This window comes from Vibrio navarrensis (genome assembly GCF_015767675.1).
GTDB lineage: Bacteria > Pseudomonadota > Gammaproteobacteria > Enterobacterales > Vibrionaceae > Vibrio.
Genome location: NZ_CP065217.1, coordinates 2,126,161 through 2,138,463 on the forward strand (window position 1 = coordinate 2,126,161; position 12,303 = coordinate 2,138,463).

At 47.0% G+C, this 12,303-nt stretch carries 12 protein-coding genes; 8 read left to right on the forward strand and 4 right to left on the reverse strand.

The genetic code is table 11. The annotated features are described in order from the left end of the window. Positions 1 to 150: 150 nt before the first annotated feature. Complete coding sequence (locus tag I3X05_RS10230; protein WP_045571909.1) at positions 151 to 876, forward strand: DUF3581 domain-containing protein; 726 nt, start codon at positions 151 to 153, stop codon at positions 874 to 876. A gap of 84 nt (positions 877 to 960) precedes the next feature. Here I3X05_RS10230 and I3X05_RS10235 read toward each other — a convergent pair whose 3' ends face one another. Further along, on the reverse strand, positions 961 to 1,422 hold the full coding sequence (locus I3X05_RS10235; protein WP_045571910.1) for a methyltransferase family protein: 462 nt from the start codon (positions 1,420 to 1,422) through the stop codon (positions 961 to 963). Between the two features lie 43 nt (positions 1,423 to 1,465). Continuing rightward, entirely contained in the window at positions 1,466 to 4,495 is a 3,030-nt protein-coding gene (gene ydiJ, locus I3X05_RS10240; RefSeq protein WP_045571911.1) for a D-2-hydroxyglutarate dehydrogenase YdiJ, read from the reverse strand. Positions 4,496 to 4,709: 214 nt separating this feature from the next. Here ydiJ and I3X05_RS10245 point away from each other — a divergent pair, with 214 nt between their 5' ends. The 7 genes from I3X05_RS10245 (at position 4,710) to I3X05_RS10275 (ending at position 10,477) form a co-directional block, all read left to right on the forward strand. Next, the gene (locus I3X05_RS10245; RefSeq protein WP_045571912.1) at positions 4,710 to 5,396 is read left to right on the forward strand and encodes a DUF3334 family protein; all 687 of its coding nucleotides are present in this window, start codon (positions 4,710 to 4,712) and stop codon (positions 5,394 to 5,396) included. 150 nt (positions 5,397 to 5,546) lie between these two features. Beyond that, the gene (locus I3X05_RS10250) at positions 5,547 to 6,236 is read left to right on the forward strand and encodes a DUF2786 domain-containing protein (protein ID WP_337970692.1); all 690 of its coding nucleotides are present in this window, start codon (positions 5,547 to 5,549) and stop codon (positions 6,234 to 6,236) included. Positions 6,237 to 6,324: 88 nt separating this feature from the next. Then, the gene (locus I3X05_RS10255; RefSeq protein WP_337970693.1) at positions 6,325 to 6,990 is read left to right on the forward strand and encodes an OmpA family protein; all 666 of its coding nucleotides are present in this window, start codon (positions 6,325 to 6,327) and stop codon (positions 6,988 to 6,990) included. A gap of 96 nt (positions 6,991 to 7,086) precedes the next feature. After that, a complete protein-coding gene (locus tag I3X05_RS10260; protein WP_337970694.1) occupies positions 7,087 to 8,082 on the forward strand; it encodes a tetratricopeptide repeat protein in 996 nt (331 codons plus the stop codon). Positions 8,083 to 8,256: 174 nt separating this feature from the next. Next, positions 8,257 to 8,439: a hypothetical protein gene (locus I3X05_RS10265; RefSeq protein ID WP_039435389.1), complete on the forward strand. Its 183-nt coding sequence runs from the start codon at positions 8,257 to 8,259 to the stop codon at positions 8,437 to 8,439. Between the two features lie 340 nt (positions 8,440 to 8,779). Next, a complete protein-coding gene (locus I3X05_RS10270) occupies positions 8,780 to 9,172 on the forward strand; it encodes a SulA-like leucine-rich domain-containing protein (protein WP_045571915.1) in 393 nt (130 codons plus the stop codon). 201 nt (positions 9,173 to 9,373) lie between these two features. Further along, positions 9,374 to 10,477, forward strand: a complete 1,104-nt coding sequence (locus I3X05_RS10275; RefSeq protein ID WP_045571916.1) for a phosphoribosylaminoimidazolesuccinocarboxamide synthase — start codon at positions 9,374 to 9,376, stop codon at positions 10,475 to 10,477. 345 nt (positions 10,478 to 10,822) lie between these two features. Here I3X05_RS10275 and I3X05_RS10280 read toward each other — a convergent pair whose 3' ends face one another. Together I3X05_RS10280 and I3X05_RS10285 are read right to left on the reverse strand one after the other, a co-directional pair. Then, positions 10,823 to 11,212, reverse strand: a complete 390-nt coding sequence (locus I3X05_RS10280) for a hypothetical protein (RefSeq protein ID WP_045571917.1) — start codon at positions 11,210 to 11,212, stop codon at positions 10,823 to 10,825. Between the two features lie 266 nt (positions 11,213 to 11,478). Next, positions 11,479 to 12,240, reverse strand: coding sequence for a phospholipase A (locus I3X05_RS10285; protein ID WP_193251880.1), 762 nt, complete (start codon positions 12,238 to 12,240; stop codon positions 11,479 to 11,481). Positions 12,241 to 12,303: the final 63 nt, after the last annotated feature.

The following is a 12,303-nucleotide window of genomic DNA, read 5'->3' on the forward strand; positions in this document are numbered from 1 at the left end:
GAGAGTTGCGATTCTCTCGGCTTTTCACCTGCTTAATTCATCTTTTGCATATAAATCCGTGAGCACATCCCAATCTTGACACTGGATGGACCATTGACCTCTCAAAGTTGGCATATAATCCACGGCAGTTTAAGTTATGTCAGATGAAATATGTTTCTAGCACCTTATTTTTCAAGCAACCAACAACAATTCCAGTTTACCCGCGAACAGGCAAGCCACTTTGCCAAAAAGGTCGCCGGTGATTTCAACCCTATCCACGATGAAGACAGCAAGCGCTTTTGCGTACCCGGCGATCTGCTTTTTGCCGTGCTCCTGCGTAAAGAAGGCGTGAGCCAGAAAATGCGTTTCGACTTCTCTGGGATGGTCAGCGATGGCGTTGCACTGCACATTGAAAATAAGTGTGAGAAAGAGAGCGCAGTAGTCGATGCCGCAGGCAAAGAGTATTTGCATATGCAGCGTGAAGGCCAAGTGAATCACAATCCCGAATTTATCGAGCATGTGGTCACCAACTACGTTCAATTCTCTGGAATGAACTTCCCGCACATCATGGTGCCGTTGATGGAAGAGCAGCAGATGATGATCAACTGCCAACGCCCTTTGGTCATTTACGAGAGCATGGAAGTGGAATTTAGCCGTCTCGACCTGACCCACCCTGAAGTGGAGTTTACTGGCGCAACATTTAACGTCGATGGCAAACGTGGCGTAGTCACCATGAACTTTGCGTTTAAAGAAGAAGGTGAAGTGGTTGGCCATGGCATCAAACGAATGGTCGCCAGCGGCTTAAAGCCGTACGACCAAGAAGCGGTGGACGATTTAGTCAATCGTTTTCATTTGCGTAAAGAAGAATTCTTGCAACGTTTTGCCGCGGCGGCTTAACCAAGCGAAATGATAAAAAGGGGCCATTTGGCCCCTTGCTCTTTTTTGGCTGACGATTTACTCCGTTGTTTTTTACATTGACCATCAAATCCAGCGTCTAACTTTTTGTTTATATTGTAAATAAGCCGAACCAAACCGCTTTTCTAGCGCACGTTCTTCCGGCTGGATCTGAAAGCGATTCATATACAACACAAACAAAGGAGCAAACGCGAAAGTGATGACATTCTGCAACCAGCAAGCATACGCGGGTAACAGCAGCAACAACGCCAAATACATCGGGTTGCGGCTGTAAGCAAAAATGCCACTCGCTACCACGGTTGAGGCCGTCTCCGGTTTGACCGGATTGACTGTCGTTTTTGCCTTACGAAACTCTCTCACGCCCGCAATACCGACGACAGCGGAAAGTCCGAACGGCAGCAAGGCGCTCACACGGGGAAACGTTAAGCGAAACAAAGGTTCGGCCAGCCACAGGTCAACGGCGAACATGCCTGTGCACATCAGCAAGAATACCGCCACTGGGGGAATTTTGAGCTCTAACTTACGCATAACTTCTCCAAAAAATAACCCGGCTGAGCGCCGGGTTGAGGTATTACAGAATGCTGAGTAGAGCTTGAATCGGATGCATCTGCTTCGTGCCTTCAAAACGTTTTACTTGGCTACGGCATGAATAACCAGTAATCAAGCAACGTTCTTTGGGCAGTTGCTCTAGGCTCGGCTTCCAGCTCAGCGCATAGATATCTTTCGACATCTGCAGTTTGTCACTTTCATGGCCAAAGGTTCCCGCCATACCGCAGCAGCCCACCGGAACCGTCTGCAGCACAGCGCCAAAGTGGCTAAAGATAGCACCCCACTCTTTTTCCGCATTTGGCAGCTTGGTTTTCTCCGTGCAATGGGCAAACAGATACCAAGGCTGGCTATCTTCGGCGGTGAAAGAAAACTCTTTTAGGCGCGGCAACAACCACTCGTGCGCGGTAAGCACTTGGAACTCGCCGCGTTTATCGGCCAGAATTTCGTTGTACTCATCACGGTAACAGAGCACCAGTGCGGGATCGACACCAACCATAGGAATACCGAGATCGGCCACCATAGTAAGGAATTTGGCGGTATCTGCCGCCGTCGCCGCAAAACGTTTCAAGAATCCTTTGATGTGCTGCGCTTTGCCATTGGGCTTAAAGGGCAACAACACTGGCGTTTTACCCAGCTTGATGGCCAAGCTGGCAAAATCTTCCACCACTTGTGCATCGTAATAGCTGGTAAAGGGATCTTGCACAATCAGCACATGATTGCCTTTTTCCTCAGAAGACAAGGCATTGAGCGCTTGCAGATCAAAGCGCTTCAACGTGGTGAGTCTCTGTTTCAGCGTCGGCACAGATAGCAGCGGCGTATCGACGTAACCAACGGTTTTTTCCGTCAGGCTTTGCACCCAAGGCTGAGAAATGACACCGTTGACCAACTTGGGCGCTTTGCCCATCAGCGGCAATAAACTCTCTATGTTGGCAACCAGATAATCTTTCGCTGGGCGTTGATAACGACTGTGGTAAATATTGAGGAATCGCGAGCGAAAACTCGGCACGTCGACTTTGATCGGACATTGGCTGGCACACGCTTTACACGCTAAACAGCCGTTCATCGCTTCGTACACTTCGTGCGAAAAATCATACTCATGACGCTTATTGATCGAGTTTCTCACTCTATCCAATAAACTTTTCACCGTGGGCGAGCCGGCGACAAGCTGCTGTTCCAAATCAAGAATATCAATGCCTTGTTCCGTCAACTGGCGTAGCCATTCACGCACTAAGCCCGCACGCCCTTTAGGCGAGTGGCGACGATCGGCGGTGACCTTCATGGAAGGGCACATCGGCGAGCTGGTGTCGTAGTTAAAGCACAAACCGTTACCGTTACATTCCATTGCCTGTTTAAAGCTGTCTCGCACCTTGACGTCAATTTGCCGATCGTAATAACCCCGTTTGGTATCGGACACTTTCACCAGAGGTTCGTCACTTTCAAGCGGCGTACAGATTTTACCCGGATTCATTTTGTTATGCGGGTCAAACGCCGACTTGATGCGTCTGAGCTCGGTAAACAGCTCGTCACCAAAGAACTCTGGGCCGTATTCGGACCGGAAACCTTTGCCGTGTTCGCCCCACATCAAACCGCCGTACTTAGACACCAACTTGACCACTTCATCGGATATCTGCTTCATCAGCAGCTCTTGCTGAGGGTCACACAAATCCAGCGCTGGACGTACGTGCAGCACTCCGGCATCAACGTGACCAAACATGCCATAATCTAGCTGTTTGCTATCGAGCAGTTGGCGAAACTCGGCAATAAAGTCGGCGAGGTTTTCCGGTGGCACACAGGTGTCTTCCGTAAAAGCAACAGGTTTAGCGCGCCCTTTCGCTGCTCCAAGCAAGCCCACCGCTTTTTTGCGCATATTGTAAATTCGGCCAATACTGGCCAGATCATCGCACACTTGGTAGCCAATAATGCCCGCTTCGCCGTTTGCCAACATCTCATCTAAACGAACGATCAATGCGTTTACCTGCTCGTTGACTTCTTGCGGATTTTGCCCGGCATACTCAACCATGTTGATGCCCAACATCTCTTGCCCCGGCACATCGGTGATTAAGTCGCTCACGGTATGCCAAACGATGTCCTGCTTGGCCAGGTTCAACACTTTGGAGTCGACGGTTTCCACGGAGAGCGCTTTGGCTTCCACCATGAATGGGGCATTACGCAGCGCGGCATCAAAACTGTTGTACTTCACGTTGACTAAAGTACGCGCTTTGGGAATTGGCGTGAGGTTGAGCGTCGCTTCTGTGATAAAGGCCAACGAGCCTTCGGCGCCACACAAGACACGAGTAAAATTAAACTCGCCACTCTCATCGTCAATGGCGTTTTTCAGATCGTAACCGGTAAGAAAACGGTTAAGCGGCGGAAATTTATCCACAATTTGCTGACGTTTTTCCCGGCAAACGGCTTCCGTCACTTGAAGCGCTTTGTGGGCGTATTCGCCTTCTTGCGGCAAACCATGTGAGAGATCGGTTTCAAGGATGGAACCATCAGCAAATACCGCTTGCAATGAGATTACATGGTCAGAGGTTTTGCCGTATTTCAACGAGCCTTGGCCAGAAGCGTCAGTGTTGATCATTCCGCCCAGCGTCGCACGGTTGCTGGTCGAGAGGTCAGGAGAGAAAAAATAGCCGTAGGGCTTCACTGCATCATTGAGTTGATCTTTGATCACCCCTGCCTGAACGCGAACCCATCCTTCCTTTTCATTGATCTCCAGCACTTTATTCATGTGCCGCGACAAGTCCACCACAATGCCTTTGGTCAGCGACTGGCCATTGGTTCCGGTACCACCGCCGCGCGGAGAGAAGGTAACTCGTTCATAAATAGGCTTTTGAATCAGTTTGCCAATCAAAGCCACATCTTGGGTAGTTTTAGGATGAACAACCGCCTGAGGAAGCTGCTGATAAACACTGTTATCTGTGGCGACCGCGAGACGGCTGGAATATTGGGATTCGATGTCGCCGCTAAAACCAGCCTGCTTAAGCTCTTTGAGAAAGCTCAGCACAACAGGATCGACATCCGATTGCGAGTTAAGTTTTGGTAACATTTGCTTCCTGCCCCTACAACACTGATCCAATCAGTTGCGGGTTAATATTTTTGAGTTTGAAAATAATCTTTGAATTTCGTCACTTTACAACATTTAAAAAGGTGATCAAATCAGAATCTCAATGCAAAAATGGAAGAGTTGCTTTCTTTTCTGCAGATTAAAACCTAAATTCATTACAAGAGACATTGTAAAGAACACACACAGAGCATTGATAATGAAAAAAAATAAAGTCGTTACGACTGAAGACATCCTGTTAAAACTGTGCCAATCCGTTTCTGGCGTATTAACTTCCGCCACCTCATCACAAATCAACTACTCTGCCATGGTGCAGAAAATCAACAAAACCAGCTTAAAACCTGATTTTGGCTGTTTCGTACTCTTTGATGGCGGTTTTACTGGATTAGTTGTCATCAATTTTACCGCAAAAGCGGCGTTAGAAATCTACACCAACTACATGCGCAGTATGGGCATGCCAGAGGAAGAACTTGCTGTGTTACACACGTCCGACGAAGTGGGCGATGTGCTCGGTGAACTGATGAACCAACTGGTTGGTGACTTTACCAACAAAATCCGCAAAGAGTTGCAAACCAATATCACACAAAACCAGCCTAAAATGCTTTCTTTGAACAAGCAGGTTTTGCTGTCGGTGGATACTAACCTCGACCGTCCTCAAGCGCGTCGCGTTACTTTCTCGACCGAAAACAACAACATTTTCTATCTTGAGTTAGCAATGGATAAAACAGAGTTCATCCAGTTAGAAGATTTTGAAGTGAGTGAAGATGAAAACCCAGATGACATCTTAGAAATGACGCAAGCTAACATGCGCAGCAAGCAGCAAAGCCAATCCTCCAGTGATGATTTGGACATGGCCTCTGACCTTTTGGACGAATTGGGCATCTAACTCGTTTTGCTAAGCGAACTTCAAGCCGCCTCCTAGTGAGGCGGTTTTTTTATCGCACGACACTGGTTAAAGATGCAGGATTTAGTTTTGTCACAAAAAAGGGTAAAATATGCGACTTTTCTGAGCCACCAGGATTTGTTGTCATTTTCCATGGATAAACAAAAAGCACTGAAGAAGATCGCCAAGTGCCTTGAACTAGGTAACTCTGCGAACGTTAACGAAGCGGCCAATGCGATTAAAATGGCCCATCGCCTAATGATGAAATACGGGCTAGACAAAGACGATATCGAGTTCATCAAAATGGGCAAGACACAGTCTAGTCATCTGTTGCCAGCCAACGTCAGCTCCGTTTTGCTCCGTGTGATCCGTGGAATCAATACCAAATTCGGCGTCGAAGCGGTACTGCTTAACCATAAAGGCTTAAAGAGGTTGGAGTTTATTGGCGAAGCCGATCGCGCTATCTTTGCCGCCTTTGCCTTTGACATTATTTACCGTGAGATGAACGAAAGTACCGGACAGTTTCGCAATAGCTTCGCAGGCTCTGGCACGTCCAGTCTTGAGGTGACCAGACGGGTCAATTCCTACGTTTCCGGTTGGGTAGAAGGCGCTTTGGAAAAACTGCCGGTAATCACACCCGATGAAGAGTCGGCGAACAAAATCAACAGTTACATCGACAAAGAGTTTCAAAACATTGACCGCGAAACCTTCAAGAAGCAGTTGCGAGAAGCGATGAAAAATCTTACTGCCGATTATGAAGTGGGTTTGAAGAAAGGCCGAAAAGTGTCGGTTAACCGCCCCGTTGGTGGTCAAAAATCCGCTAAGCAAATAGAAAAAAGATAACCTTACACTGACAATTAAAACATTAGTTCTGTGAATAATTCTCTCTTGGAGGCAGATGTTCGCCTCCGATTCACACGGAGAGATAACCTTGAAAAACCGTTCACTTGCTTTAGCGATTCTACTGACCCTTAGCGGCTGCCAAGCGACTCAACGACAAAACGCAACCACCGGCGAAGCCGAAACCAATTCCGCAACCAAAGGTGCCCTACTTGGAGCTCTCGCTGGCGCCGTTGCAGGCGCGGCTACCGGCGACAAAGATGACCGAGGCAAACGCGCACTGATTGGCGCGGCAGGTGGTGCAGCCATCGGTGGCGGTGTCGGCTACTATTTTGATCAACAAGAGAAAGCGCTACGTCAAGCCTTGCTCAACTCGGGTGTTCAAGTCGAGCGCGTTGGAGAAAATCAACTGCTGCTGCGTTTGGAAAATGGCATCGGCTTTAGCTCAGGTTCTTACAACCTCGAGGCTTCCATCCACAGCACACTGCAAGGCGTTGCACGCGTTTTGGTCGAGTATCCGGACACCAGTTTGGTGATTGATGGTTATACCGATAGCACGGGCAGCGATTCATCCAACCAAATTTTGTCTGAACGCCGCGCTGAATCTGTGCGTGCTTTCTTAATCTCGCAAAAAGTGGCTGCTGGCCGAGCGATTGCACGCGGAAACGGCGAACGTTACCCACTTTGCACCAATAGCACTGCCGAAGGCCGGGCCTGTAACCGCCGAGTAGAAATTCAGATCCTGCCTTTAAAATAGGGCTATCTGGACAGTATGAACGGCCGTGTTTACTGCTGATTTCAATTCAGGTTCCGTCTATACTTGGCACTGAACCTGAATTTGAGAGGCACGACTTTGCGCTATAATCTTCTGATTCTTATCGGACTTCTCTTGTCCACTTCGGCATTCGGCCAATCAGTGCAACAGTTAACCGAACAGGCCAATCAAAGAGATCCAAACGCGCAATACCAATTGTCACTTGAATTGGCCAAGGAAGAAGGCGAGGCGGCCAAAGCCGATGCCTTTTATTGGTTGCAGCAATCGGCACAATTGGGCTATGAGCCCGCACAAATCAAGTTAGCCCAAGCTTACGAAAGCGGTATCGGCACACAAGTTGATCTTAAACTTGCTGCCAATTGGTATTGGCAAGCCGCCGTACAAGGTAATCTGGACGCGCAAATCAAATTAGGGGCACTGTTTGAAGAGCAAGGCTCTCTCTTTTCACAACTTGATATCGCCCAGTTCTGGTTTGGAATTGCGTCCAAACATTCTGCCGAAGCGGAAGACGCTTACAATCGCATTCTAGAAATCAAATTTAATGCAATGCGCGCCAAGCAGGTTTCTGCCATTTCACAGTTGGATACGGCATTAGATACCCAAACGCAATCGCTAGACTCCGGGCTAGAGACTTCGGCTGCAACTACCGCTCCGCCCTCGCCTATATATACCGACTGGATCTCCATCAGCGCCATTTTGTTTCTCGCACTCTCCTTCAGTAGCGTCATGTTCTACTTTCGCCGTAAAAGAGTGTCGCGGGAAACAACGCAACAGCTTGAACTGCAAAGCGAGCTCAAAAAACAACGCTATAGCAACAAACAGCTCAAGCGACAGCTGGAAAAAGTCTTTAATGAATACAAAAAGGTACAGGCCCAAGCTGGAAAGCAGAAACTCTCTCTGGCGTGTGCGATGTTTGGTTATTCGCCGAGTGCCATTCCCGACGAAAAATCTATTAAGATTCGCTTTCGCCAATTATCCCGTCTCTACCATCCTGACGCCCGCGGCAGTGAAGAAGAAATGAAGCGTCTGAATGGCGCATTGAAGGTTCTGTTGCAAAATGTTGCAGATTCGTAAATGCACCCATATTTCTTAGACCAAATAGACTTCTTCACCTTGTTAATAAAGGATCGCAATCGATCTCCCTCTCATTTTTTATTAACAGATATTTAACGCAGTAACGAAGTTTATGGCATAATGCGCCTCGAAAATGACACCAGCACAACAAGAAGCCTGGTGAGGAGAAGCAGCATGTTTAATATTGAAGGCACCTGCGATTGGTGCAAGAGACCAAGATTGTTGACACGTCACGATTATCTGGATGGCAAATCCAACCATTCTTGTGAAGAGTGTAACGACATCGCCAAGATTGACGTTCGTCTGTTTAATCTTGGTGAGCAACAAATGCGCGACCGTCAGGCGAGAGCCTGCTAAAACGGGAAATCACGCAAAAGAACGGATTCTTTAAGCACCTTACGAGGTGCTTTTCTTTTACCTACTGTTCTTGAATTACGCAATGTACCCCTGACAACCTTACTGAGCAGCACAGTATACCCCTGTATAAACCTTCACTCGTCGCTGAGAAGTCCATCACAAAACCTCACACTCTTCTAAACGCCAAAGAATGGAAAATATCACATACAAACAATAAGTTAATACACAGCACCCTACCATCAGGCGCGCAATATGTGGCGAAAAAGAGAGCAAGTAGGTTGACGAACAGCATTGGAAAAATTACTGTATAAACATACAGCATGTATATAGGAGCAGTAAAATGCAGATTCAAGGTCAAACTCGTACATACTCACATTTCAATGTTCTGGCACAACCGACTCAGCCAATGAATGCCTCAGCGCCGTTGTTGCAACAATTGGCCGTTTTATCTCAGCTGAATCAATGGATTTTATTTACCTCCGAGTGCCCACGTCCGGATCTTAGCCAGCTCACTGCGTCTAATATTTGCTGTAAAAATGTCATCCAGATGAAACCGTCCCACTCTCTGACTGAAATTGAAATCGTGATGAAAGCGATACGCTCTGGCAATGCTGCCGCGGTTGTCGCGTCTAGCCAGATTGATTTAGTCAACCAATCTCTGCTGCAGGAGATGGCAAAAGAGTTTGGCTGTGAAGTCTTTTTCGTTGAAGGCAGAGCAACTCAGTATCATTAATAAGTTCAACGTTATCCATCCTGCATTTGGCCTTCTTTATGAAGGCTTTTTTAAATTTCGTCAAACCAAGGCAAACGTTTGCTTTTCTTCTGGCGAGTTCAAATAGTTCTGGTATCATGCCCCGGTAATCGATGAATCTGATGGATTTTGTTGTCCGATTCGTTTCCGCATGACGTTTGAAATTATGATAGGAATGTCAAAATGAGCCTCGCTGATCAAGTACTTGCCGTCAATGACGATCTGCCCATCCGTACCGATAAACCCGTTCACAGTGGAAAAGTTCGCTCTGTCTACTGGCTTACTGAGCAAGACAGTGCCCGCCTGATAAAAGAAAAAGGCTATAACGTTGCCCCAGATGCGCCCCTAGCCATCATGGTGATCAGCGATCGTATCTCCGCTTTCGATTGTATTTGGCACGGTGAACACGGGCTCAACGGCGTACCGGGTAAAGGGGCCGCATTGAACGCCATTTCTAATCATTGGTTTAGGCTGTTTAAAGAGAACGGATTGGCCGATAGCCACATTCTTGATATCCCACACCCGTTTGTTTGGATTGTGCAGAAAGCGAAGCCTGTGCGTATTGAAGCCATTTGTCGCAAATACATTACAGGTTCCATGTGGCGCGCATACGAAAAAGGCGAGCGCGAGTTTTGCGGTATTCAATTGCCAGAAGGGTTAGGCAAAGACAAACCTCTGGTCGAACTGCTGATGACACCGTCGACCAAAGGGATTTTAAAAGGAATTCCTGGCGTGCCTGAAGCCGATGATGTGAACATTACCAGACAAAATATTGCCGACAACTTTGCCGCATTTAACTTTTCCAGCGCTGACGACATTGCCACTTACGAGAAGCTGCTGAAAGAAGGTTTTGCGGTGATCAGTGATGCTCTAGCACAAGTAGGACAAATTTTTGTCGATACCAAATTCGAGTTTGGTTATGTGCAAGATGCGCAAGGCAACGAAAAGCTGATTTACATGGACGAAGTGGGCACGCCCGATTCATCGCGGATTTGGGATAGCGAAGCGTATCAAGCGGGTAAAATTGTCGAAAACTCGAAAGAAGGTTTCAGACAGTTTCTGCTTAACTACTTCCCAGACCCTGATATTCTGCTCAACAAAGATCGCATGCCTGAGCGCGAAGCACTGGCTCGTGACAACACGCTGCCAGAAGAGGCTTTACTGGCGGTATCTCGCACCTACATCGGCATCGCAGAAAAAATTACCGGTCAATCAATCACTTTAAGCGAAAATCCAAAACAAGAGATTATTGATATCCTTGCGCGTGATTACGGTCTTATCGATTAAATGAATTCAATATAACAACGTCAGTACCAACAGCCCGCCACCAAGCGGGCTGTTTTTTTATTGCAGCGCTGCGTTTAACTCATGGAAATGGTTTTACCATCGTTGGTAGTAACGCGTTTTGGTCACCAAACTGACAATCCCTTCCATCGACGGCGTATCGAGCGAAAAATAGTCTAGAGGTTCTGCACGCGCGACCACTCGCGTATCCAACATGTAGAGATAGAGTAAATTACCGATTGATTAAAAAATCTAAATGAATGAAACATTTACATGAGACAAACAGAAACGCAGCCAGTGATAAATCATCAAACTGGCTGCGTCTAAAAGCGGCTAATTGGCAGGATTCTAGCTAAAGCCTTTGAGGTGAATGGTAAAAACATCCTGCTCGTAGCAGTTGATCACGCTGTCGCTACGGCTTTGAATAAAATCGATTTGTCTAGGTTCCAACGCGTAAGGCATCACCACGGTAAGCTCATCAATCCCTTCCAGTTTCGCGAGACGAAGCAGAGTTACCAGATTGGATTCATCACTACGACGAGAAGACATCGCTTTTAGTGCTGCATCCCAGAGGCGGTCTTCTGGTTTGGCAAGTTCGGCAATGCTGTCTTTCCACACCGTACTAAACACAGGCGCGAAGGTGGTCATCGCTTCTAAGAATGTCCATTTTTTGTTGCAAGAAGCCCCGAGAAAACTGGTGTAATCAAACTCAACATGCGTTTTTTCATTCTTTTCCATTTTATCCCCCGACAGACTGTCAACACAGCCTATCCACTATTAGACAATTACTTTGATATAGCAATAGGATATAAAACAATCGTCTTTTATGCCCTTATTTTAAGGAAAAAGGAAATATCAAAAGCAAATTCGTAACAATAACAGCACACATTCTGTAACCATGCGCATCTGATTGATTAATATTTCAAGCTAAAAACAAATTACAGACTAGGAAACTAGAAAACTAGAAAACTAGAAAACTAGAAAACTAGAAAACTAGAAAAAGCCTACCACTTGACTAATTTAAACCCGAGGCCAATGCGTGTCTGATTGTGGTCATAGTCAATAAGCGTTTCGCCATAGCCATGATAAGCCTGCAAGTAGAAACCGATTATGTCATTGAAATAAAATGTGTAGCCAACCTCAACACCACCACGATCGTCGTTCCAGTTGTAAAATCCGCGAGTATTGAAAATGCCAGCGGCGCTATAGAACTTCAGCCAGACTTCGTAGGGAGCATAGTAATCTTCGATGTTGCGATTCTCCGACGTATCGCCAACAACCGACCACAAATGCACACCCCACTCTACAGGACCTTCCAGTCGCTCCGCAGCGAAGTAGAGCCGGTCCCAACTGCGTGATAAGTCCCCCGAACGACCATTGGATTCGTGTTTGTAACCCGCTTCCAAGTGATTGAAAAGCAGTAAGTTGCTTTGGTGAGCAATAAACAGTTGTGGTTTGTAATTGGTCTCACGAAACGGGGAAGAGATACTGGAGTTAGCTAACTGCCACAGCGACTTTTGCGTGTAAGAACCGACAATCGCGGTGCTTTTGCTAAAGCGATAGATAGGCACTGCCACGGACAATTGATATTTGACCTCGAAGTTTTGCAGATCTTCTAGATCGGTACCTGCGTATTCTTCTTGATTCACATCGGTGGTGTAGGTGCCGAGCGCGTAGTTGTCTTCGTAGCTCGAGATATTAACTAAGCTTTTGCCACTGGCGAAACAAGGCAGCGCTAAAAGAAACCATAGTGCGTTAAACTTCATATTCATCTTCATTTTTTTAGGCAAATGGCTGCCGTATCAAGAGGATAAGCGGCAAATGTAAAC

Bases quoted from the DNA above. Each gene is read 5' to 3' on its own strand.
- I3X05_RS10245 (WP_045571912.1), top strand. From the start codon at position 4,710: ATGAAAAAAAATAAAGTCGTTACGACTGAAGACATCCTGTTAAAACTG.
- I3X05_RS10230 (WP_045571909.1), top strand. From the start codon at position 151: ATGTTTCTAGCACCTTATTTTTCAAGCAACCAACAACAATTCCAGTTT.
- I3X05_RS10280 (WP_045571917.1), bottom strand. From the start codon at position 11,212: ATGGAAAAGAATGAAAAAACGCATGTTGAGTTTGATTACACCAGTTTT.
- I3X05_RS10270 (WP_045571915.1), top strand. From the start codon at position 8,780: ATGCAGATTCAAGGTCAAACTCGTACATACTCACATTTCAATGTTCTG.
- I3X05_RS10285 (WP_193251880.1), bottom strand. From the start codon at position 12,240: ATGAAGTTTAACGCACTATGGTTTCTTTTAGCGCTGCCTTGTTTCGCC.
- I3X05_RS10275 (WP_045571916.1), top strand. From the start codon at position 9,374: ATGAGCCTCGCTGATCAAGTACTTGCCGTCAATGACGATCTGCCCATC.
- I3X05_RS10250 (WP_337970692.1), top strand. From the start codon at position 5,547: ATGGATAAACAAAAAGCACTGAAGAAGATCGCCAAGTGCCTTGAACTA.
- I3X05_RS10235 (WP_045571910.1), bottom strand. From the start codon at position 1,422: ATGCGTAAGTTAGAGCTCAAAATTCCCCCAGTGGCGGTATTCTTGCTG.
- I3X05_RS10265 (WP_039435389.1), top strand. From the start codon at position 8,257: ATGTTTAATATTGAAGGCACCTGCGATTGGTGCAAGAGACCAAGATTG.
- ydiJ (WP_045571911.1), bottom strand. From the start codon at position 4,495: ATGTTACCAAAACTTAACTCGCAATCGGATGTCGATCCTGTTGTGCTG.